At 34.0% G+C, this 23,299-nt stretch carries 19 protein-coding genes, 2 tRNA genes and 6 pseudogenes; 16 read left to right on the top strand and 11 right to left on the bottom strand.

Translation table 11 applies throughout. The features are described 5' to 3' along the window. The first annotated feature begins 10 nt into the window (after positions 1-10). The 5 genes from M3L71_RS01070 to M3L71_RS01050 all read left to right on the top strand — a co-directional run bounded on the left by M3L71_RS01070 (position 11) and on the right by M3L71_RS01050 (position 4,236). A complete protein-coding gene (locus M3L71_RS01070) occupies positions 11-826 on the top strand; it encodes a hypothetical protein (RefSeq protein WP_280143748.1) in 816 nt (271 codons plus the stop codon). A 19-nt stretch (positions 827-845) separates the two neighbouring features. Continuing rightward, positions 846-1,205, top strand: a complete 360-nt coding sequence (locus M3L71_RS01065) for a hypothetical protein (RefSeq protein ID WP_280143747.1) — start codon at positions 846-848, stop codon at positions 1,203-1,205. Positions 1,206-1,499: 294 nt separating this feature from the next. Beyond that, complete coding sequence (locus M3L71_RS01060; RefSeq protein ID WP_280143746.1) at positions 1,500-3,245, top strand: type I secretion system permease/ATPase; 1,746 nt, start codon at positions 1,500-1,502, stop codon at positions 3,243-3,245. A 96-nt stretch (positions 3,246-3,341) separates the two neighbouring features. Beyond that, on the top strand, positions 3,342-3,689 hold the full coding sequence (locus M3L71_RS01055) for a transposase (RefSeq protein ID WP_264336399.1): 348 nt from the start codon (positions 3,342-3,344) through the stop codon (positions 3,687-3,689). Between the two features lie 10 nt (positions 3,690-3,699). Then, complete coding sequence (locus M3L71_RS01050; protein WP_349292716.1) at positions 3,700-4,236, top strand: IS630 family transposase; 537 nt, start codon at positions 3,700-3,702, stop codon at positions 4,234-4,236. A gap of 30 nt (positions 4,237-4,266) precedes the next feature. Here M3L71_RS01050 and M3L71_RS01045 read toward each other — a convergent pair whose 3' ends face one another. The 3 genes from M3L71_RS01045 to M3L71_RS01035 form a co-directional block, all read right to left on the bottom strand. Next, positions 4,267-4,893 (bottom strand): hypothetical protein, encoded by a 627-nt coding sequence (locus M3L71_RS01045; RefSeq protein ID WP_280143745.1) that lies wholly within the window; start codon positions 4,891-4,893, stop codon positions 4,267-4,269. 192 nt (positions 4,894-5,085) lie between these two features. After that, the gene (locus M3L71_RS01040) at positions 5,086-6,348 is read right to left on the bottom strand and encodes a pyruvate dehydrogenase complex dihydrolipoamide acetyltransferase (protein WP_280143744.1); all 1,263 of its coding nucleotides are present in this window, start codon (positions 6,346-6,348) and stop codon (positions 5,086-5,088) included. A 284-nt stretch (positions 6,349-6,632) separates the two neighbouring features. Further along, positions 6,633-7,127: a WBM0748 family T4SS-associated protein gene (locus M3L71_RS01035; RefSeq protein ID WP_280143743.1), complete on the bottom strand. Its 495-nt coding sequence runs from the start codon at positions 7,125-7,127 to the stop codon at positions 6,633-6,635. A gap of 246 nt (positions 7,128-7,373) precedes the next feature. Here M3L71_RS01035 and M3L71_RS01030 point away from each other — a divergent pair, with 246 nt between their 5' ends. Next, positions 7,374-8,153, top strand: a complete 780-nt coding sequence (locus tag M3L71_RS01030; protein ID WP_280143742.1) for a hypothetical protein — start codon at positions 7,374-7,376, stop codon at positions 8,151-8,153. Between the two features lie 121 nt (positions 8,154-8,274). Here M3L71_RS01030 and M3L71_RS01025 read toward each other — a convergent pair. Next, positions 8,275-9,280 (bottom strand): annotated as a pseudogene (locus M3L71_RS01025) (IS630 family transposase). An 83-nt stretch (positions 9,281-9,363) separates the two neighbouring features. Here M3L71_RS01025 and M3L71_RS01020 point away from each other — a divergent pair. Next, positions 9,364-10,400 (top strand): annotated as a pseudogene (locus M3L71_RS01020) (IS3 family transposase); the annotation flags it as partial. A 314-nt stretch (positions 10,401-10,714) separates the two neighbouring features. Here M3L71_RS01020 and hemA read toward each other — a convergent pair. After that, positions 10,715-11,911 carry a 5-aminolevulinate synthase gene (gene hemA, locus M3L71_RS01015; protein ID WP_280143601.1) on the bottom strand — a complete coding sequence of 399 codons (1,197 nt, stop codon included), beginning with the start codon at positions 11,909-11,911 and terminating at the stop codon, positions 10,715-10,717. A gap of 64 nt (positions 11,912-11,975) precedes the next feature. Continuing rightward, positions 11,976-12,116, bottom strand: a complete 141-nt coding sequence (locus tag M3L71_RS08525; RefSeq protein ID WP_458695204.1) for a TomO hydrophobic C-terminal domain-containing protein — start codon at positions 12,114-12,116, stop codon at positions 11,976-11,978. A gap of 76 nt (positions 12,117-12,192) precedes the next feature. Here M3L71_RS08525 and M3L71_RS01010 point away from each other — a divergent pair. Next, positions 12,193-13,191: pseudogene (locus M3L71_RS01010) on the top strand (IS630 family transposase). Here M3L71_RS01010 and M3L71_RS01005 read toward each other — a convergent pair. Both M3L71_RS01005 and M3L71_RS01000 read right to left on the bottom strand, forming a co-directional pair. Beyond that, positions 13,151-14,329, bottom strand: coding sequence for a hypothetical protein (locus M3L71_RS01005; RefSeq protein ID WP_280143741.1), 1,179 nt, complete (start codon positions 14,327-14,329; stop codon positions 13,151-13,153). The pseudogene M3L71_RS01010 and the gene M3L71_RS01005 sit on opposite strands and share 41 nt — an antisense overlap. A gap of 65 nt (positions 14,330-14,394) precedes the next feature. Continuing rightward, positions 14,395-16,206, bottom strand: a complete 1,812-nt coding sequence (locus M3L71_RS01000; RefSeq protein WP_280143740.1) for a DEAD/DEAH box helicase family protein — start codon at positions 16,204-16,206, stop codon at positions 14,395-14,397. 97 nt (positions 16,207-16,303) lie between these two features. Here M3L71_RS01000 and rimM point away from each other — a divergent pair, with 97 nt between their 5' ends. The 5 genes and pseudogenes from rimM to M3L71_RS00975 form a co-directional block, all read left to right on the top strand. Beyond that, entirely contained in the window at positions 16,304-16,804 is a 501-nt protein-coding gene (gene rimM / locus M3L71_RS00995) for a ribosome maturation factor RimM (RefSeq protein ID WP_006014540.1), read from the top strand. Between the two features lie 59 nt (positions 16,805-16,863). After that, entirely contained in the window at positions 16,864-17,430 is a 567-nt protein-coding gene (gene efp / locus M3L71_RS00990) for an elongation factor P (RefSeq protein ID WP_280143739.1), read from the top strand. Further along, positions 17,431-18,123 (top strand): inositol monophosphatase family protein, encoded by a 693-nt coding sequence (locus M3L71_RS00985; protein WP_007302192.1) that lies wholly within the window; start codon positions 17,431-17,433, stop codon positions 18,121-18,123. Between the two features lie 228 nt (positions 18,124-18,351). Beyond that, positions 18,352-19,418 (top strand): annotated as a pseudogene (locus tag M3L71_RS00980) (IS3 family transposase). A gap of 112 nt (positions 19,419-19,530) precedes the next feature. After that, positions 19,531-19,845: pseudogene (locus M3L71_RS00975) on the top strand (transposase); the annotation flags it as partial. A gap of 34 nt (positions 19,846-19,879) precedes the next feature. Here the strand turns inward: M3L71_RS00975 and M3L71_RS00970 are convergent. Beyond that, on the bottom strand, positions 19,880-20,404 hold the full coding sequence (locus M3L71_RS00970) for an IS630 family transposase (RefSeq protein WP_280144082.1): 525 nt from the start codon (positions 20,402-20,404) through the stop codon (positions 19,880-19,882). Further along, positions 20,401-20,778, bottom strand: a complete 378-nt coding sequence (locus tag M3L71_RS00965) for an IS630 transposase-related protein (RefSeq protein WP_280143223.1) — start codon at positions 20,776-20,778, stop codon at positions 20,401-20,403. Before M3L71_RS00965 ends, M3L71_RS00970 begins: the two co-directional genes overlap by 4 nt. A 50-nt stretch (positions 20,779-20,828) precedes the next feature. Here M3L71_RS00965 and M3L71_RS00960 point away from each other — a divergent pair. Then, positions 20,829-21,296, top strand: a pseudogene (locus tag M3L71_RS00960) (transposase); the annotation flags it as partial. A gap of 272 nt (positions 21,297-21,568) precedes the next feature. Here M3L71_RS00960 and M3L71_RS00955 read toward each other — a convergent pair. Further along, positions 21,569-21,644, bottom strand: a tRNA-Ala gene (locus M3L71_RS00955). Between the two features lie 299 nt (positions 21,645-21,943). On the opposite strand from M3L71_RS00955, the gene M3L71_RS00950 reads away from it, so the two are divergent. Both M3L71_RS00950 and nuoF read left to right on the top strand, forming a co-directional pair. Next, positions 21,944-22,016: transfer RNA gene (locus M3L71_RS00950), tRNA-Lys, on the top strand. Positions 22,017-22,033: 17 nt separating this feature from the next. Next, the gene (gene nuoF / locus M3L71_RS00945) at positions 22,034-23,287 is read left to right on the top strand and encodes an NADH-quinone oxidoreductase subunit NuoF (protein WP_280143738.1); all 1,254 of its coding nucleotides are present in this window, start codon (positions 22,034-22,036) and stop codon (positions 23,285-23,287) included. Positions 23,288-23,299: the final 12 nt, after the last annotated feature.

Here is a 23,299-nt window from a genome sequence, read left to right as displayed (position 1 = left end):
CACAAATATCTTGAGGTTATTTTTAGATTTCTTTTATGAAATAAGGGAAAACAAAAAAAGGAAATATGATATACTTAATATGGAAGATCAAGAAAGAAGCAAAAAGCTTCTAGACTACTATAATCTGGCCATGTCAATATCAAGTGTGATTATTTCTGTTTGCGTTAAGTATAATAATGCAAAACCTGAAAAGGAAGAAATTCTTACCTGGATTTCCATTGCATTTTCTTCGATATCATTTTTACTTATCTTATACAACTTAGTGATTGGCCTTCAAAAAGAACCTGTTAAACGTAAGATAGAAAACTATACTGAAAAAATGAACAGAATTGAAGAGGCTACAGGAAAGTTAGCTAAGACAAAAGTAGGGGATCATGATTTGGAGGAATACAACTCAATATTGGAACTATTAATAAAGAATGCAGAAGATATTTCACGATTGGAAAATGAACTTTACAAGTTTACGCATGAAACTAGATTAGAGAGTAAAGACAAACTCAATATTTCTCCTCAGAAAATGAGTAGGGGTGGTAGTGCAGTACCATGTTCGAATAAGTCTTTAGAAGGTAGAAAAAGTTCACCTGTTTTGAATGATTTAACAGCAAAACTTAGTCTGTATTCAAGACGCAACAGTAGAGTGCAAAATACAATGGACAAGTTAGATAATCCATCATGTGTAATTACTATAAATGAGCATCCAGAAATTAAACCAAAAGCTCCGAAAAACAAATTCAAGAATGTTGCAACCAAGCTAAAAATAGGCAATATCTTTAGTAAGAAAAAAAGAAGATCTTATTGCTTCATCAAGCTTATCAGAAGGTGCTAATCAAGAGAATATTACAAAAATGAATGAAGAAAACTGTGGGTTGATAAAACGATTTGGTGATACCAATGGGTATTCAACATTTTCGACTCCTTTTAATCCAAGCGATTCAACCTCAAGAGAAGAGTGTGGTAACAATCATAGTGCAGCGCGTCATGTGAGTTATGGTAGTGCAAATAATCCTGTAAGTGATAAGGAAGTGAGTAAATCTCCATCTCTAATACTTTCTAACTTTGAGGAGGGGATTACTGTTGAATGTTTTAAATTCGAAAGATATAGACCAAGGGTATATTCAAGTCCATCTTGTGTGAGAAGAAGAGCAATTACAGCTAGATCATTGGAATATGTAATACTTCCTGATCATATAGAAAGAGGAAAATAGATGTAGATTGTAATCACTGACTCTGATAGCATCAACTTTCAGAGGAGTGATAGTAAGCATTCTAGTAAACTGTCATTGAGTAGTAGATAAGGAAAACATAGAACAATTGGCAAGGCTACCGTATAAGATTATAGTAGAGAAGGAATTAGATAGTCTTGCTATAAAAAAGTTTATGTTTTCCTATTCGCATATGTTAACATTTTATTATATTAACGATAGGGTAAGGCAATAGCTGTTAATACTTTTGAAATAAAAGTTATATATGGTGCATATAGTTAAGTTAAAAGGAAGATTGTGGAAATTACTCCATCAATAAGAAAAGAATTAAAGCAAAGTATACTATACACTTGTCTAGAGAAATGCAAGAGTGCGTTTTGGTTCATTTTCTGGTTTAGTTCGGGGATTAATGCGTTGATGTTATTTTTGCCACTCTATACTTCTCAGGTACTTGATCGAGTGATATCGAGCGAGAGTGTATCAACATTAGTTATGCTGACGATTATTACTTTATCTGCGTTTGCATGTTCTGCAATGCTTGAAACTTGTAGATATTTAGCCATGGCAAAAATTGGCGACTGGATTGATAAAACTGCAACACCAGACCTAATAGTAAGGTCAATTAGGCTAACATCAGTGCAGAGCTCAACTTCCAGCGGTGAAGCAATACGAGATCTTGGGGTAATAAAAAATTTCATTACAGGAAATGGTATATTTTCACTATTTGATACTCCATGGTCGTTAATTTACCTTGTTTTCATCTTTATGATACATACCTCTACAGGGTTTATAGCTATTGCCGGAATTATTATATTAGTTTCAATGGCAGTATGGAATGAACTTGCTACTAAGCGTATATTGAGAGAAACCAATGAAGAAACTATACTTAATATTAATGCTATAGATGTTGCAACACGAAATGCAGAGGTGGTTGAAGCTATGGGTATGTCAGAATTTATAGTTTCTGATTGGTGTAAACGGAATGATCAAAATCGTGCAATGCAAGTTACAGCGCAGAATCGTTCTAATGTGATTACTGGGATTACTAAGTTTTTACGCTCGACTCTCCAAATTTCAGTAATTGGAACAGGTGCATTACTCGCAATCACAGCTCACAAAACTGCTGGTAGTATCATTGCTGCCTCAATTTTGATGGGTAGAGTATTGGCTCCATTTGATGCAGCAGTTCATACTTGGAAATTTTTAAATCAAGCCAAAATGTCATATGGCAGGCTGCAAAGACTTATCCTAACATCACCAAAAAGAGAGCAAACTATGGCTCTACCAGAGCCTGAAGGGAAGTTGGAATTTGATAGAGTATTCTTTACTCCTTATGGGAGTAATAATCCAACAGTAAAAGGAATATCATTTTTAATAGAACCAGGGGATGTAGTTGGTGTTATTGGCGCAAGCGCTTCTGGTAAGTCCACCATTGCCAAGCTAATTGTTGGTGTATGGAAACCCATATCTGGTGTAGTCAGACTAGATGGTGCTGATGTATACACTTGGAATCGAGAAAATTTTGGTAATTATGTTGGCTACTTACCTCAAGATATTGAGTTGTTCAACACTAGTGTTAAAGCTAATATTGCTCGCATGAGACCAGACCCAAATCCTGAAGAAATAATCAAAGCAGCAAAAATTGCAGGAATACATGAATTAATACTGAGCTTACCAAATGGGTATGATACAACAATAGGAGGACCTGGAGGAGTAATACTCTCTGGTGGCCAAAAACAGCTTCTTGGACTTGCAAGGGCTTTTTATGGTAATACTAAGCTTTTAGTGCTTGATGAACCGAATGCTAACTTAGACAGTAATGGAGAGGCGCGCTTGATTAATGCAATCAATGTTGCAAGAGAGCAAAATACTACCACTGTTATCATTACTCATAAGCTACCGTTACTATCCGTAGTTGATAAAGTGATTATCATGTCAGATGGTGTTATTTATGATATGGGACCAAAAGATGAGATTTTGAGCAGATTAGTTGCTCCATCACCAGATGCCACAGAAGATAAACGTTCTTCAGCAAGTGGTTAAGAAAGAGAGAAGCTGTCACACTTCTCTTTCTCTTATAGAGTACTATAGTATTTCCCAAAGCAAATGATAAAGGTATAACAAAGTATTTGAGTTATAATGGCATATAGTGTGGATTTAAGGGAAAAGGCAGTATTGATGATAGAAAAAGGGAAGACAAAGGTTGAGATAGCAGAGCTCATGGAGATAGGAATAGCAACTCTGTACCGCTGGTTAAAAAAGAAAGCTGCTGGTGAAAGCTTAAAGCCATCTAAAAACGGTAGCTTTATTCGAAAAATAGACCCAAAAATACTCGAAGAATATGTTACAAAGAATCCAGATCATACTCTGGCAGAGATGAAACAAAATCTTGGATTTGGAATAAATTCAATTTGGTATAGACTAAAACAGCTAAAAATTACTTTAAAAAAAAGTCACACTATATCAAGAGCGCAATCAAGAAGATAGGCAGCAATTTATTGATAAAATCTCAAAAATAGAACATTCCAGCATCTTATATATAGATGAAGCAGGAGTTGATAATAAGTTATACCGAGAATATGGACGTGCTCCAAGAGGAAAGAAAATTTATGCAGATATTCCAGGGAGAACTCGAGAGAGAATCAGTATAGTAGCCGGGTGGATTGGAATGAGATTTATTGCACCAATGACTTTCAAAGGTGGGTGTGAAAAAGAGGTATTCAATATATTGTTGGAGAAGATGTTATTACCTAAATTGCCACTTGGCACAACCATAGTTATGGATAATGCTACATTTCATAAGACCACTAAAACAAAATCATTAATAGAGTCTTTTGGCTTTCATGTGCTGTATCTTCCAACATATTCACCAGATTTGAATCCCATAGAACACTGTTGGCATACCATCAAAAGCCGCCTCAGACCTCTAATGTATAAATGTACAGACTTACAACTTTTGGTTGGTAATACCATAATGGAAATTTATCCATTCATTTTAGAAAATACTATATATGCACAGTTTATAAAATCTTAAGCAATTGTTATTAGAAAAATCCAATAATGATTAGCCGCGGAACCTATTTGCTAATTCTCTCACATTGACCTTAGACATTTCTGATGTAGGCTCTTGTGTATATGAGAAATCAGATTTAACGCCTTTTTTGTCATGACCTTTAGTAATAGAACATACTACAGTATCAGCCTTTACATGCTTAACACTTGGATCTGATTGAAACCCATGCTTTCTTTCCATTTGTGCTTCAAGCTTACTGCTATCATGTGTAACCCTACACCTTTCTAGATTACGGTCACGTTTGTCAGGAGCTACATATCCATCTATATCACTACATAAGAACGGGCGCACTTTGAACCTGTCTGAACTAACACCATTTTCAACACTTGCAGAATTATGAGCTTTTCTATTATTGCGCATTTTATCTACAGCTTCCTTTATTTTTTCTTTTGATGGTTTTGGCAGCAGTGCTGGCTTATATGCACATGCTGGTAGTTCTGGAAATGCGTCCTCCTGAAACAGCAAATGACTTTGGTTTCTCTTACTATCTGATTCTTCAATATTCTTTATTGGTGTCTTGAAAGAGTTTTCATTTTTCTTTCTTAGATCCAACTCATTTAATCCGCTTCCAACATTATTTTTTCTTGTTGTAGTGTGAATAACACCTGGAAGTTTCACTTCATACTTAAATTTTTTACCAATGGTATCTATTGACTAATTAGATGAGGAATCTATTTGAAACCTATCGTTTGAAAATTTTGATTTTGTAGCATCAAAAGATATACTACGTTTTTCTATCTTTTTATAAGTCATATTTTACCTCTAAACCTATTAACTAACAAAAGTATAAACTAAGAGGTATTAATTTTATTATAATAATAAAGGCTCAAGAAGCATCACCGCAGGGTTTTCTATATAGTACTTAAAGGCATTTAAAAATTTTGCTCCGAGTGCTCCATCAACTGCTCTGTGGTCAACAGAGAGAGTAACTGTCATTACCTCTGCTATCTCTATTTTTTCACTTATGACAACTGGTTGTTTTTTAGATGCGCCGACAGCCATAATGCAAGACTGTGGTGGATTGATTATAGCACTGAAAGTTTTTATACCAAACATGCCTAAATTAGAAATGGTAAACCCTCCTCCTTGAAATTCTTCAGGCCTTAATTTTCCAGATCTTGCTCTATTTACTAAATCTTTCACTTCTTTTGATATAGATAAAACACTTTTTTCATCAGCATTTTTTACTATAGGAGTAATCAGTCCATCCTCAAGCGCTACAGCAATTGAGATATCTATATTTGAGTATCTTACTATTTTAGTATCTATCCACGATGAGTTTATATCAGGAAATTTTTTCATGCTGAAAGCCACAGCTTTTATAATTAAGTCATTAATTGTTACTTTATTGTTCTCATTTGCTGAATTAACCTCATTTTTGAGAGATATTAGCTTATCAACGTGGCAGTCTACAGTTAAATAAAAGTGTGGAATATTTTGCTTAGATTCAACTAGGCGCTGCGCTATCACTTGGCGCATATTACTTACTTCAACTGTTGTATTTTCCTCAAATCTATCATAGCTTTTAGTTTGATCTAAAAATTCTAATACATCAGCTTTGATGATACGACCATATGGACCTGTACCTTTTAATCGCTTTATATCAACACCTTCATTTTGAGCTATTTTTTTAGCTAAGGGGCTTACTTTTATTCTATTTTCTGTTGCTCTATCCTCTTTTTTAGATCCCAGTGTCACGCACTGGGGTGACATTAAAGAGCTAGATGAAATCGAAGGGTTCGATGATACTGAAAAATCGGCTCCAACCTCCTTCTCAACCTTGGTATTGATGGCAGAAGCTAAATCAAGTGCGCTTTTATCTTCCCCTTCCTCTAACATTAGAGCTATCAGTTGATTTACAGGCACGCCACTTGTTCCTTCCGACACTAAAATTTTTGCCAAAACTCCTTCATCGACAGATTCAAACTCCATTATGGCTTTATCAGTCTCAATTTCAGCGATTACATCACCTATTTCAACTTTATCTTGTTCTTTTTTACACCACTTTACAATTTTTCCTCCAGTTTTACTCATTGTTGGGGAAAGAGCGGGCATCAATATTTCTATAGGCATTTATTCTGCATTAAAAGATCTATTTAATTTTTAATTTACTCTTTACCCTATGTCAATCTAATCGTAAATTATGATACTTATATCATCCTAGTACGTGATGCTGGAATCTTGGTTGACTACTGTTATCCTACTATTTCTATTGCTTAGTCCTAGACAGAGTACAAATAGTAAGATCATCATGAAAATAGACGAATCTGTTATAATGGAAATAGAAAAATGTAGTGCTTACTATCCTCTCACAAACATATAGCTTGGGTACAGAAAAAATTTATATGAGGAGCTGGTTAAATTGATAAAAGATCAGAATTAATAGTAGTTTCCGAATCTTCTGTAGCAGGCTCTTCATGTGAAGCAGAGGACAGACTAACTTCTTTATCCTCTGTTCTCTGTATAGAACTACCACAAAAACTCCTTAACATCTCTTCAGCAGATGAATTTAAAATCTGTATAATAGACTTTTCACTTTGTTCTTTCAGCGATTGATCCATTCTAGAAATCAACTCGGAAAATTCACTACCTTCTTTTCTAGTTTCACTTTCTATCTTATTTTTTATGCTTTCTATATTACTTTGGTTAATTTCTTCTTTCGTTATGTTAAATGAATTAGCAATACCTTGATACTTAATCTCACAATCGCCACAGCCAACTATGCAAAGAGCAATAGAATCGGATATTTCACCTGCAGCCGAATTATGGATAGTGTAAGCTAAGCAATTGTCATGATATTTAATGCCAAGCTGTTGCTCTATCAACTCAGAAATTTCATTTTTTAAAGACATAAAGTACCTCCTTCTTACATTACTGTACCTTCTGATTAAAGTACAACAGCTGCTCCTAAATAGCAATCCATATATGGTTTACTTTAATAAAGTATTAAAGTAAGAAGCTTTTACATCCTAAAACATAACTTAGATAGGCTAATGTAAGAAAATTTTTAAACGAATAAATTGAATTTATCTGTACTGTATATTACTTATTTGGTAAAATTACTTTGGTGAAATAGCATATAAAAGTTGAGGCTAATTATGAATATTAAAGAACGCAAGGATTTCCAGCAGGAGTTATTAGGAATTGTTTTCAATATACTCGTAGAAAATGAAGATAGCACCATAGAAACTATGGAAACAAGAGCAGTAGAGATAATTAAAAAACTAAAGGAACACATTAATGATGATATAGAGTATGGTGGTCAAAAAAAGCAAATTTTAGATTGGGTTATTGTTTGTGATTCTCAGAATAATGTCAGACTAAATAACAAGTCGCTATTAAAATTTGAGAAGGCAATTAAGGATATTGGAGGAAGAGCACCGCTAAATGAAATAGAAAGTATAATAAGGTTGTTAGTAGAACAAGCACAGCTAAATCATGTTAGAATTAGAGGTGAAAGAGAAGTACCACTAAACCTCTTTGAGGAAAACATAATAATGAGAGAACGAAGAAGGGCAAGAGAACAACAAATGCGGCCAAATTTTGTTAGAGAAAGAGAAGCGTCATTGAATCTCTCTGGAAACAGGAGTGAAAATATAAGAAGACCAGGAGAACAAATGCAGCCAAGTGAAGTATCACTAAATCTCTCCGAAAATAGGGATGAATATACAATAATGAGAGAACGAAGAAGAGCGGGAAGGCGAATGCGGCCAAATTTTGTTAGACGTGAAAGAGAAGTACCACTTAGTTCAAAAATAGGACAATTAATTGGTGTAGTTTCATCCATAATTGTAGGTGCTTTCATTGGTATAATGGTTGGTATGGTCATTGCTGGTTTATATAATGCACCCCATAAACTAGACCAAAAAAATGGTTGATCCGAGTAGGAAGGTAAAGGGGTAAAAGAATGGCAACAAAAAAATATGAACCAGAGTTAAAAGCAAAGATAGCTTTGGAAGCAATAAAAAATCAAAAAAGCACAGCTGATACCAAAATCCATTACTGACGGAACAAATAAGAAACATTACAAACTCGTTTAATAGTAGTACTGGAAATATTGACAATAAAATTACACAAAACATCTTCAAGTAAACCTATGGTATCGTAGATACTATTGCGTAAAGTATTGTATTTGATATATTGCCACAACCTTTCAACAGGATTCAGTTCCGGTGAATAAGGAGGCAAGTATATGATGGTAATGTTTTCCTGAATTTTCAAACTTTTTGATCTATGCCAACTTGCACAATCCATTACAAGAAAGGCTTCTTTCGTGCCTAAATCTTTCGACATCTGCTCCAGAAATATATTCATACAATCAGTGTTTACATATGGAGCAAGTAGGCTAATTTTCTTACCACTTCTTGGATTTACCGCACTTTAGATATAGAAATTTTGTCTACCAATTTTCATTTTAACCTGCGTTCTGACCCCTTTTTTAAACCATCCGTGTCCGATTTTTGCATGAGACCCAAATCGTGCTTCATCAAAACAACCACCTCCCTTTTAGGGTGGAAATTGACTATTTTATTGAAGTATCTTTTAAACTCTTCTTGCTTGTTTTTATCTTGTTTATGGTGCATTGGCCTCGGTGTTATGTAAGAAAATTTCATCCTTTGTATCTCACGGTGCACTGTTGATTTGCTGATGTTTAGGGCAAATTCCTCTGAGATTTTTATTTGTACTTCCTTAATAGTAATATTTGGATTTCTTTCTACCCATATTTCAATTTGCTCACGTTGATTTTTGTTTAATTTGCTTTTTCTTCTCCGCTGAAACGGGGCAAATAATTTTTCTACTCTACCAAATTTTAGATGCTTTATCCATTCAGTCAAAGCAGTCCTTGAAATTTTACATATTCTTGCCACAGCGCTTATACTACTTTCTTTTCCTGCTATCACCGCTTGTAACTTTTTTGAAACATATGCGTTATTTCTTACCTTTTTAACATTTCTTTCGCTAAATTTACAACTCTTTCGTCTAATAGTTTTGACCTTAATGCCATTTATACCTCGCTATTTCACTTACTCTAGTATGACTTTTTCCCCATTATTCTCTATCTGTTCTTTCTATAGCGGGAATTGGTATAAGATATGTAGTGAATATAAAATACCATCAACAAATCTATATGATTGGCGTGATAGAGTATTGGCAAGGTTAAAAGACCTATTTGTTGAAGAAAGTGAAAGTGCGAGAAAACAAAGAATCTTAGCGCAAGAAATAGAAAGTTTACATAAAGTAATAGGAGAATTGACAGTGGAAAATAGCTATTTGAAAAAAAAATTACTGAAATAAGCAAAAAAGATAGAGTAAGGTTTATAGAAAAAGATTCTGATCTGTCAATTAGGAAACATGCTGATTTATTGGGGATTTGCAGATCTAGCCTATATTATAGGCCTATAATTAATAACGAAAGTGAAGTAGCAAATTTGATTCAAGAAGTATATTTGGCTTCTGATTGCCGTTATGGATATCGTAAAATTACTGCTGAAATCATAGCGAGTGGGGTAGTAGTCAATCGCAAAAAAATCTTAAGAATTATGAAAAAAATGAAGATTAGTGGGCTGTATTGTAGAAAAAGATGTAATACAAGTATTAAAGAAAAAAAGCATAAAATATATCCTTATCTACTCAAAGATTTGATTATTTGTAGAGTTAATCAGGTATGGGCTACTGATATAACATATATTATGGTAGAAGGTAAGTTTGTCTATTTTGTGGCAATAATGGACTTGTATAGTCGCTATATTATTGCTCATTCATTATCACCATATCTCGATGCTGGATTTTGCCTTTATACTCTCAAAGAAGCTCTAAAACAAGGTAAACATGAGATTTTTAATAGTGATCAAGGGGTACAGTTTACTTGCTACAACTTTATTACGGAATTAGAGCATGCTAATATTAAAATCAGTATGGACCATAAAGGACGTTGCTTCGACAATATATTTGTTGAGCGCTTATGGAGAACTTTAAAGCAAGAAGCTATATATTATTATAGACCAAATAGTATCAGAGATTTGAATCTTATAATAAATGACTTTGTTGGTTGGTATAACTATAGAAGGCTACATCAGACTCTAAATTATAAAGTTCCTGCTGATCTTTATTATCATAAACAGTAAATGAATATATTGATAAATACTTTAAATGTGTGTCGACGTATTTATCAACATATTCATTTTAAAAATCGGATCACTTTAAAAAAATGGTCTAGACAAATGGGTGCACTATAAAGTGTCATTCCAGCACGTGACACTAGAATCCAGATTGTTTAGACTGGATCCTATGGTCAAGCCATAGGATGACAAAAGAGTAAACTTTACCTGTGTGAGCTATAGATCCCAGTGTTAGCTACTTTCATGATAAGAAATAAAGCACTGATTTTGTACATTAACCATGCTTTTAAATAGATACCTTATTCTTGGCAACTTTAAACTCAACAACAGACACAAACAGACAATTTCTCAAAAACTTTTACAAGAGATTTTGTTAAATGCTCTATCATTTCATTTGTATGGTAAGGCGTAGGAGTAATACGGAAGCGCTCATTCCCCTTTGAAACTGTTGGGTAATTTATATGTTGTACATATATTCCATACTCATCAAATAACAATTTTGATGCTTTTTTGGACAACTCAGGATCGCCAATTATGATTGGAATTATATGAGTTTCTGTTTGCATAAAATTCACTCCTGCATTTCTCAGTGAGTCTTTTACTTTCTCAACCACCTGCTTCTGCTTTTCTCTTTCAATGTTGCTTGATTTTAGATGCTCAACGCTTGCCTTTGCTGCTGCTGCTAAAACGGGCGACATAGCAGTAGTAAAAATAAATCCTGGGGCTGAACTTCTTATTACATCCACCAAGCTCTTTGAAGACGCTATATATCCACCCATCACTCCAAAAGCCTTTGATAATGTACCCTGAATAACAGTTATTCTATCCATCAAACCTTCTCTTTCTGCAATTCCGCCACCGCGCGGTCCATACATGCCAACTGCGTGTACCTCATCCAAATAGGTAATTGCATTATACTGATCTGCTAGATCACATATCGCTTCAAGCGGTGCTACATCACCATCCATTGAGTATACAGATTCAAGTGCTATTATTTTCGGCGTTTTTATATCTATAGACTTTAGCAACTGCTCTAAGTGATCAACATCATTATGCCTAAATATGTGCTTCGGTCTTTTTCCTGATTTTATACCTTCTATCATTGAAGAATGGTTTTTCTCATCTGAAAAAATTACCACGCCCGGAATAACAGACGATAAAGTACTAAGTGTAGTTTGGTTGGCAAGATAGCCACAAGCAAAAGTTAAAGCAGCTTCTTTTTTATGCAAGTCAGCCAAAGATTTCTCGAGCTCAACAACTTCCTTTGTTGTACCTGATATATTTCTTGTTCCTCCAGCACCAAGAGATGAATTTTGAATAGCAGCAATGACACTATCGTTTTGTGACATTCCCAGATAATTATTACTGCACCAGACAATAACCTCTCTATTTCTTTCATAATCCATAATATAGGGAAGTTTGCCAGGTAATGACGCAAAATGCGTAAATTCACGATAGCGCCCTTCTTCTTTTATATCTTTGATTTTATTTAAGAATATTTTTTCGTAGTCTACCAAGTTTTTATCTATTAATAATCAATATAATTATAATAAATTATTAAATGATAGACTACTATATTTATTACTTAGACTGACATTCTTCTGTCTGCATAACCTTTTTGACCTGATTATCCTCAACTAAGCTTTTAGGCCTATAGCAGTACGTAATTGTAGCTGCAATAAGACAACAAACTGCAACTGCTATTCCTATTGCTAATACCAATTCCCGCTATAGAAAGAACAGATAGAGAATAATGGGGAAAAAGTCATACTAGAGTAAGTGAAATAGCGAGGTATAAATGGCATTAAGGTCAAAACTATTAGACGAAAGAGTTGTAAATTTAGCGAAAGAAATGTTAAAAGGTAAGAAATAACGCATATGTTTCAAAAGTTACAAGCGGTGATAGCAGGAAAAGAAAGTAGTATAAGCGCTGTGGCAAGAATATGTAAAATTTCAAGGACTGCTTTGACTGAATGGATAAAGCATCTAAAATTTGGTAGAGTAGAAAAATTATTTGCCCCGTTTCAGCGGAGAAGAAAAAGCAAATTAAACAAAAATCAACGTGAGCAAATTGAAATATGGGTAGAAAGAAATCCAAATATTACTATTAAGGAAGTACAAATAAAAATCTCAGAGGAATTTGCCCTAAACATCAGCAAATCAACAGTGCACCGTGAGATACAAAGGATGAAATTTTCTTACATAACACCGAGGCCAATGGACCATAAACAAGATAAAAACAAGCAAGAAGAGTTTAAAAGATACTTCAATAAAATAGTCAATTTCCACCCTAAAAGGGAGGTGTTTTTGATGAATCACGATTTGGGACTCATTCAAAAATCGGACACGGATGGTTTAAAAAGGGGTCAGAACGCAGGTTAAAATGAAAATTGGTAGACAAAATTTCTATATCTAAAGTGCGGTAAATCCAAGAAGTGGTAAGAAAATTAGCCTACTTGCTCCATATGTAAACACTGATTGTATGAATATATTTCTGGAGCAGATGTCGAAAGATTTAGGCACGAAAGAAGCCTTTCTTGTAATGGATTGTGCAAGTTGGCATAGATCAAAAAGTTTGAAAATTCAGGAAAACATTACCATCATATACTTGCCTCCTTATTCACCGGAACTGAATCCTGTTGAAAGGTTGTGGCAATATATCAAATACAATACTTTACGCAATAGTATCTACGATACCATAGGTTTACTTGAAGATGTTTTGTGTAATTTTATTGTCAATATTTCCAGTACTACTATTAAACGAGTTTGTAATGTTTCTTATTTGTTCCGTCAGTAATGGATTTTGGTATTACAACTTCATCAATTATCATACTAATTTGATCATTGATTTTGCATAATTTGCTTTCTTGATATAAATCTCCTTGATAATACTTTTCTCTAAATTTCACACAGTCTAATTTCTTTAAATCAGATAAAAAATCTTTAATTTCTTGTGCCATTTTATCAGTATCACCTCTGTAGCCTACAGCTTTCAAAATTGCTGCTAAGTGTTCATTTTCAATTTGAGCAATTGTTCTATCTAATGCACGTATATATTGCTTGGATTGAAAATATGAGATGATTTTTTCTTTACATCTATCCTCATTGTCTTCGTACAAACTATTTCTTTTGAAACTGCTTTCATGTTCTTTGGCAATTTCTAATGCATGGACCAATACATTTTGCTCCTTCACACTACTTTCACAGTGACAGTTTCTTATTATGTGTACATACGCTCTTGCACTGGTATCTCCAGATTTATCTATATTGTACGCTTTAGCCAAAAAGACTAAATAGTCAAACCCTGCCCAAAGATAATACATTACCTTTGTTATAGCACTCCCCACAGAAAATAAAGCTGAGCGTGTGCAAGATAATTTACCGTTGTTTTTAATTCTGTTCTCATATGAACGAAGGTATGCCTCTGTACTTTTTAAAATCCTATGTAAATCTTGTTCTGTCTTTTTGACATCAAAATCATTTATATCATGAACTTTTTCATACGTTTCTTTTATCAAATCACTAGAAAACTTCTTCAGAGCTGAATCATCAACATTTCCTAATGCATCAATATTTTTACTAATATAGATTTCTATTTTTCTTCCAAGTTCTTCTCCCATTCTATTTTTTAGCAACTTATTGTATTTATTAGTAGCTGGAAACAAAACTTTCTGACAAAATTTCTGTGGTTCCTTTTTAAAATTTGCTAAGATCTTATTCACAAATAGCTCAACTTCTTCACCTGCAGAAGCGAAAAACCATGATTGTCTGCTCTCATTACGCTCTCTATTTCTTCCAAGATTCTGTAGGGCTTCAGATGGATTATTGAACTGACTAACCGAATCTGCAAATATTGATGCAACATGATTATATTCACTATCAAATCCACGACCTTTCGATCCATCTATCACCGTTGTCAACGCATATTTAGCCAATGAATCAAAATCTCTTTTTTCATAATCACAATAAAGAGTTCGATATCCACCTATCTGATTACGTATTATCGCTGAAAAGAGTCTGTTTTCTCCAATATCAAGATCATTTTTCCCAATTCCTGCAAAGATAATTTATTTTGTTTGCAGAAATCAATGAGACTATGTAGTATACCTTCCTCTCTTTCCATGAGGTCATGGAGCTCTTTGCTTAAGCGCAAATTATCAACTATTAAGCTGCATTGCTCATTATCACTTTTACTCAGTGCTTCAATTACTGTCTTTATTTGCAGTAAGAGCTCATCTCTAGCAAATTGCTCACTAAAGCCTTTTCTCTCTAGGTAGCTTATAATATTATTATCATTAGTGGTTCTAACATTCTTTTTAACATCTTCTATCAATCCAATCAAACCTTCTCTTCTTTTTTTATCTAAGGTAATATTATCACACTTCATTAAATATAAGAGAGTAAGATCGATCATTGAATGCATTACTCTATATTTTAGATATTCAGCAGTACTACTGAAATCCACCTTTTCTTTTAATTCAGATATCTGCTCTTCTGTCAAACTAGGATGTTGCTTTTTAACGCAGTTTATAAAGTTTAATTGACGTAATTGGAGCCTGTAGTCTTGATATGACATTCCTTCAGGCTGAAATTTATTATACACTTTATAACGTGTGCTACCTTCATATACTAAATTATCTCTACCCTGCAACGCAAAGTTAAGATTAACTATACTATTTACATCATCAGCTAAAAGCAGAGCACTTTCTCCAATTGGGCTTTGCACATTCCATCTTATAGAAGTTAATAAATCATTCTTATCGACAAGTTTACTGTAATTAAAAACTTCTTCGCTTTCTTCAACATACTCATGAGCTGGACTGGATTTTTCTCTAGTAAATAAGCTACGCACGTTAGCAAGAAATCTAGAGAGCAGTTCTCTTGATTCCACTCCAGTTGCTTTAGTTAGCACCCACCAAACTGGCAACATTACCATACCAAATATAAACATAGAAATTGTATAGTATAGCTGCCCAATCAAAGCAGAATACAGATAATAATCTGAAGTGAGACCAATTACGGCAGCAACATTACTATTTATAATAGGAAACAATATAGCTAAAGATATTATGGAGGTAGTAACATTAACTGCAAACGCTTGATTGAAATTTGCTCTTCTATTGGTTTTTGCAATAACACTTGCTGTTTCGATAGCGTTTGCAATACAACGTCTACTCAATCTTGTCGGGCTGATAACTTTTCCGCATCTATTTAAAATCCTTCTCTTTGGTGTTGCAGTGAGGTAAGTCGTAAGATATTTCTCATCAAGCTTGCACATGTTCTCAAAATCCTGCTGCTTGTTAATACTGTCTGCTTCATCAACACTAATCCACAACTTGGTATTTTGGTCTTTAAATTTACGATCATTTTCTTGCTGTAATAACAGGTCATGTGTCACTATAATTGTTGTAGGTTTAGTTGCCTTCAGTGCATTTTTAATTTCCTCAGCAGTTTTAGGTGTCCTAATGTTTACAGTAAATGCACTACTCATCATTTTTTTAGCTTGGTTTACTAGATCACTGCTTGGTACTGAAACCAGATGATGAAATACTGCTTGGGTTAGCACATGACTCAGTATTCCAATGTCGTAAGTCTTACCAAATCCAGTTTCTGCATCGATCATAACATTACAGTTAGTAGTAGAAGGGTTGCGTAGATGTTCTAATACCCCTTCAACAACAGGTTTACGACGTGCTACTATTATAGATTCCTTTGTATCATCAAGTTTTATAGATTCACCTTTTAGCTTGTAGTTGATTTTTTCTAAGCTACTTATAATACTTTGCCTTTCTTGATTACTGATAGAACTCACACATTACCCGCTATAATTATTACAATATTAATTGTATGTTAATTCAGTAAATTGTCAATTCTATGGACAAAAAGCTGATTTCAACTATCATATTAATATGAATATATGCCTCGGAATAATTACTTCTCCCCATGGAATCAAAGGAGCTGTCAAAATAAAAACCTTTACTGAAAAGCCCGAAAATATTTTCCTATATGGTGAACTAATAATCGGAAGTGAAAATTATAAAATAAGCTTGGTGTCTGTTGTCAGTAATAATTTAGTAATAGCAACAATTAGCGGTGTGAATTCCCGTAATGAAGCAGAGCTTTTAAGAAATAAAAAGTTATATATAGAAAGAGATAAGCTACCACAGTTAAATGATGAGGATGAATTTTACCAAGATGATCTTGTGAATATGGAAGTAAGACTAGAGAGTAATGAATTATATGGCTATGTGAAGTCTGTGAATAATTTCGGCTCGGGGGATATATTAGAAATTTTGGTTATCAGCACAAAAAAAAACATTATGTTATCTTTTACTAAAGAAGTATTTCCATACATCAACATGAAGGAAAGGTATATAGTAATCAACATGCCAGAATTCATTGGCCAATAAAAATTTTGATATTTGTATAAAGTTATTTATAATAATCAGACCAAATTAAAAGTGTAATTATGGCAGAAAGGGCTAATGATATCAGGCCAGGTCAGGTACTAGAACATAACGGTGGATTGTTTTCGGTTATAAGTATTATGCATACTCAACCTGGTAAGGGTGGTGCTTACATACAAGCCGAAATGAAAAATATCAAAACTGGAGCAAAGCACTATGAAAGATTCCGCTCTGATGCAACAATCAGAAGGGCAATTTTAGATGAAGAGGAATATGTTTATCTCTTTACTGAAGGGAATATCGTAAATCTTATGCATCCAAGTAGTTACGAGCAGATTGTTATAAATTTAGACTTATTAGGGGAAAAGAAGGCTCATTTGCAAGATAATATGAAAATTAAAGTAGTAACTTATCAAGATAAAATAATTTCTGCACATGTGCCTGATCACGTTACACTAACTGTAAAAGGAACAGAGTCTGTTATCAAAGGGCAGACTGTTACTGCTTCTTATAAGCCTGCAATTTTGGAAAACGGAATACGTGTTAACGTGCCTCAGTTTATAAAAGAAGGGGATAAAATTGTAGTACATACTCCTGATAACAGCTATTACGAAAGAGTAAAAGAGTAAATGGCCATTTCATCACCACGAATCAATGTGATGCTTGATTCTGTACGCAGTGCCTCCAAGCAGCTTATACGTGATTTTAATGAATTGCAAATTTCAAGCGTTAAGTCAGCAGACTTTATCAATAAAACTTATTCAAAATCCAAGCAACTTATATACGATTGCTTGAAAAACTACAACCAGAACTATGACTTTATTTTTGAAGACGATGTGGGCCAAGATCTAAAAGACGGCGGTTATACTTGGTTTATTATGCCTATAGAAGGCAAGGAAAACCTTTTTAGTTGTATGGTTTATTTTGCAGTATCAGTTTGTCTCATTCATAAAAACAGAGTTGTAGCAGCTGTGATTGATGCTCCAGCGCTTAGAGAAACTTTCTGGGCAGAGGAAAAGAAAGGAGCTTTTCTTGAAGATTTCAAATCTCGCCATGTAAAAATGCGGATGAAAGCTCGTGAAGGGGGAATAATAGACATAAGTGGTAATTTGTTAAATAAATTACCACTTGACAATAATAATCTACGCTCCCTTGGCTCAACGGTACTAGGTTTTGCATATCTTGCTGCCGGAAGATACAATGGAATAATTTACTCTGGAATTAATAAATATAAAACTTCACTCGGTAGGCTTTTTCTGCAAGAAAGCGGTGGGAGATTAAGGGAAGATAACGCGCTTGTCATTGCTGGAGATATAAACTAAAGTTCATTCAAAAGAGCAAAAGTCACGTAGTGAAAATAATAAATGGTCTTACCTACCCCTCATTGCAGCAGGGTGGCAAAATAAGATAGACGAGAAAAGACAACTATAGCAACAAATAGGTATAACGCACCCCATAAACTAGACAAAAAAATGGTTGATCCGAGTAGGAAGGTAAAGGGGTAAAAGAATGGCAACAAAAAAAAATATGAACCAGAGTTAAAAGCAAAGATAGCTTTGGAAGCAATAAAAAATCAAAAAAGCACAGCTGAGATATGTAGTGAATATAAAATACCATCAACAAATCTATATGATTGGCGTGATAGAGTATTGGCAAGGTTAAAAGACCTATTTGTTGAAGAAAGTGAAAGTGCGAGAAAACAAAGAATCTTAGCGCAAGAAATAGAAAGTTTACATAAAGTAATAGGAGAATTGACAGTGGAAAATAGCTATTTGAAAAAAATTACTGAAATAAGCAAAAAGATAGAGTAAGGTTTATAGAAAAAGATTCTGATCTGTCAATTAGGAAACATGCTGATTTATTGGGGATTTGCAGATCTAGCCTATATTATAGGCCTATAATTAATAACGAAAGTGAAGTAGCAAATTTGATTCAAGAAGTATATTTGGCTTCTGATTGCCGTTATGGATATCGTAAAATTACTGCTGAAATCATAGCGAGTGGGGTAGTAGTCAATCGCAAAAATCTTAAGAATTATGAAAAATGAAGATTAGTGGGCTGTATTGTAGAAAAGATGTAATACAAGTATTAAAGAAAAAAGCATAAAATATATCCTTATCTACTCAAAGATTTGATTATTTGTAGAGTTAATCAGGTATGGGCTACTGATATAACATATATTATGGTAGAAGGTAAGTTTGTCTATTTTGTGGCAATAATGGACTTGTATAGTCGCTATATTATTGCTCATTCATTATCACCATATCTCGATGCTGGATTTTGCCTTTATACTCTCAAAGAAGCTCTAAAACAAGGTAAACATGAGATTTTTAATAGTGATCAAGGGGTACAGTTTACTTGCTACAACTTTATTACGGAATTAGAGCATGCTAATATTAAAATCAGTATGGACCATAAAGGACGTTGCTTCGACAATATATTTGTTGAGCGCTTATGGAGAACTTTAAAGCAAGAAGCTATATATTATTATAGACCAAATAGTATCAGAGATTTGAATCTTATAATAAATGACTTTGTTGGTTGGTATAACTATAGAAGGCTACATCAGACTCTAAATTATAAAGTTCCTGCTGATCTTTATTATCATAAACAGTAAATGAATATATTGATAAATACTTTAAATGTGTGTCGACGTATTTATCAACATATTCATTTTAAAAATCGGATCACTTTAAAAAAATGGTCTAGACAAATGGGTGCACTATAGTATGAATATATTTCTGGAGCAGATGTCGAAAGATTTAGGCACGAAAGAAGCCTTTCTTGTAATGGATTGTGCAAGTTGGCATAGATCAAAAAGTTTGAAAATTCAGGAAAACATTACCATCATATACTTGCCTCCTTATTCACCGGAACTGAATCCTGTTGAAAGGTTGTGGCAATATATCAAATACAATACTTTACGCAATAGTATCTACGATACCATAGGTTTACTTGAAGATGTTTTGTGTAATTTTATTGTCAATATTTCCAGTACTACTATTAAACGAGTTTGTAATGTTTCTTATTTGTTCCGTCAGTAATGGATTTTGGTATCAAAAGCATAATTGTGATACTTTAGAAAAAGTTGAAATTGAAGTGATTAGCTATAGTATTTTCTAAAATGAATGGATAAATTTCCATTATGGTATTACCAACCAAAAGTTGTAAGTCTGTACATTTATACATTAGAGGTCTGAGGCGGCTTTTGATGGTATGCCAACAGTGTTCTATGGGATTCAAATCTGGTGAATATGTTGGAAGATACAGCACATGAAAGCCAAAAGACTCTATTAATGATTTTGTTTTAGTGGTCTTATGAAATGTAGCATTATCCATAACTATGGTTGTGCCAAGTGGCAATTTAGGTAATAACATCTTCTCCAACAATATATTGAATACCTCTTTTTCACACCCACCTTTGAAAGTCATTGGTGCAATAAATCTCATTCCAATCCACCCGGCTACTATACTGATTCTCTCTCGAGTTCTCCCTGGAATATCTGCATAAATTTTCTTTCCTCTTGGAGCACGTCCATATTCTCGGTATAACTTATTATCAACTCCTGCTTCATCTATATATAAGATGCTGGAATGTTCTATTTTTGAGATTTTATCAATAAATTGCTGCCTATCTTCTTGATTGCGCTCTTGATATAGTGTGACTTTTTTAAAGTAATTTTTAGCTGTTTTAGTCTATACCAAATTGAATTTATTCCAAATCCAAGATTTTGTTTCATCTCTGCCAGAGTATGATCTGGATTCTTTGTAACATATTCTTCGAGTATTTTTGGGTCTATTTTTCGAATAAAGCTACCGTTTTTAGATGGCTTTAAGCTTTCACCATCAGCTTTCTTTTTTAACCAGCGGTACAGAGTTGCTATTCCTATCTCCATGAGCTCTGCTATCTCAACCTTTGTCTTCCCTTTTTCTATCATCAATACTGCCTTTTCCCTTAAATCCACACTATATGCCATTATAACTCAAATACTTTATTATACCTTTATCATTTGCTTTGGGAAATACTATAGTTACATCTCTATTAGATGAGAAACGTTTTACAGTTGAAGAGTTTGAGAGATTATATTACTTGCGCTGGGGAGTAGAAACATTTTTTTCTAGGCTGAAGGGAAGATTAAATTTAGAGAATTTCACAGGAAAAAGTATTGAAACTATCAAGCAGGATTTTTGGTCAACTATCTTCATCAGTAATCTAGAAAGTATCATGATAGAAGATGATGAAGAGACATTGAGCTCACAGAATAGTAAACTAAAAAAAAGCATCAATAAATCTGTCTCATTTAATGCGATTAAAAACTTATCCTTTGATATTTTTTCTACAGAGTCAGACATAGACTGCATTATGTATCGACTATCACAGTTATTTTTGATGAACACTTTAGTGGTGAGAAAAGGGAGAAGAGTTAATCGTCATAAGATATCTGATATTCGTTCACTCAACTACCAGAAAAGAGCTAGAAAACATGTGTTTTAAATTCAAGATATCTTTTCAGTATCATTGTATTAGTACATTCTTTGCAAAATAACCTGCAATTATTACTTTTTTAAATAACTTGCACTTTTCAGACTCCCTTTTCTTAAAAATTCACCCTAGTATTTACCATAATTATCAATCACTTCAAATTTTTTGTCCAATCTTAACTTCTCTTTCCCTTAACTTAATGGCAGTGATGAAAGTGTCGACCCCCTCGGTGTAAAGGAGATGCTCTACTAACTGAGCTAACCGCCCTTTTCTCGTGTATTGTTTGGTGGAGGCAAGCGGGATCGAACCGCTGACCTTCTGCGTGCAAAACAGATGCTCTACCAGCTGAGCTATGCCCCCAACTTTTGCTTAAAGCATAAATCACTCAGGCTGAAATGCAAGAAATATTTATTTGTGAGGCTATTGCTAAATAGTGCGCAAATTCTGCATTTATGTATAATTCTCTATCTTTTTAGAGTTGTACGTCAGCTTTACCAAATGAATCTTTGAATTAACAAGAAGTTTTCCTTCAAAAATTTTTAATTAAATTATCACTAATACAGTACATTATATAATTTATTTAACCACACATGAAAATTTTAGTTTGATTAAAATGGATAAAAACTATATTACTGTTTAGTATAGCTGAAAAATAAAATGATCCCGTAGCTCAGCCGGTAGAGCAACTGACTTTTAATCAGTGGGTCACGCGTTCGAATCGCGTCGGGATCACTTAGAATCTTAAAAGCATGCTAAAAGAACAGGACAAAATATTCACAAACTTAAATGGTAAAGAAACACCACTACTTGAGGGTGCAAAAAAACGTGGTAGTTGGCAAAAAACAAAGGAATTACTGGATTTAGGATCAGAAAAAATCATTGATGAAGTAAAGAAATCTGGCTTGAGAGGTCGAGGGGGTGCAGGATTTTCTACTGGCCTTAAGTGGAGCTTTATGCCTAAAAATCCTCCAAAAGCATATTTAGTAGTCAATGCAGATGAGTCAGAACCTGGTACATGTAAAGACAGGAACATATTACGATATGAGCCACACAAGCTACTTGAGGGAATTCTTCTGGCTGGCAGAGCGATCAGCGCATCAGCTGCGTATATTTATATCAGGGGTGAATTTTATAATGAACATTTAGTTCTAAAAAAAGCACTTGAGGAAGCCTATAAAGAAAACTTAATTGGAAAAAATGCCTGCAAGTCAGGTTATGATCTTGATGTGTTTATCCATAGGGGTGCAGGAGCTTACATATGTGGGGAAGAAACAGCTCAACTCGAATCCATTGAAGGAAAAAAGGGGTTTCCTCGCATGAAACCTCCATTTCCCGCAGGTGTTGGACTTTTTGGCTGCCCCACTACAATAAACAACGTTGAAACTATATCTATGGTTCCAGATATCCTAAATCGCGGAGGAGAGTGGTTTGCATCTCTTGGTAAACCAAATAATACTGGTACTAAGGTCTTTTGTATTTCAGGGCATGTAAATAATCCATGTAATGTTGAAGAAGAGCTAGGAATTTCACTACGTAAATTAATTGAAAAATATGCAGGTGGAGTGCGAGGAGGTTGGGATAACTTACTTGCTGTAATACCTGGTGGGTCTTCAGTACCATTAATTCCAAAATCTATATGCGATACTATTGAAATGGATTTTGATTCATTGAGAGCTGTACAATCAGGGCTTGGTACTGCTGCTGTGATAGTGATGGATAAATCAACTGACATAATATCTGCAATAGAAAGATTATCACATTTCTATATGCATGAGTCCTGTGGGCAATGTACACCATGTCGTGAAGGTACTGGATGGATGTGGAGAATTATGAGAAGAATGGTAGCAGGAAATATTAAACCTGGTGAAGTAGACAAGCTACTTGATCTTACAACTCAAATAGAAGGACATACAATTTGTGCGCTTGGCGATGCTGCAGCTTGGCCAGTGCAAGGGCTAATCAGACATTTTCGTCATGTAATTGAAGATAGGGCAGTAACTTAACTTACACTTTTA

This window comes from Wolbachia endosymbiont of Frankliniella intonsa (assembly GCF_029856955.1).
Lineage (GTDB): Bacteria > Pseudomonadota > Alphaproteobacteria > Rickettsiales > Anaplasmataceae > Wolbachia.
This window is presented reverse-complemented; position numbering and strand designations above follow the sequence as displayed.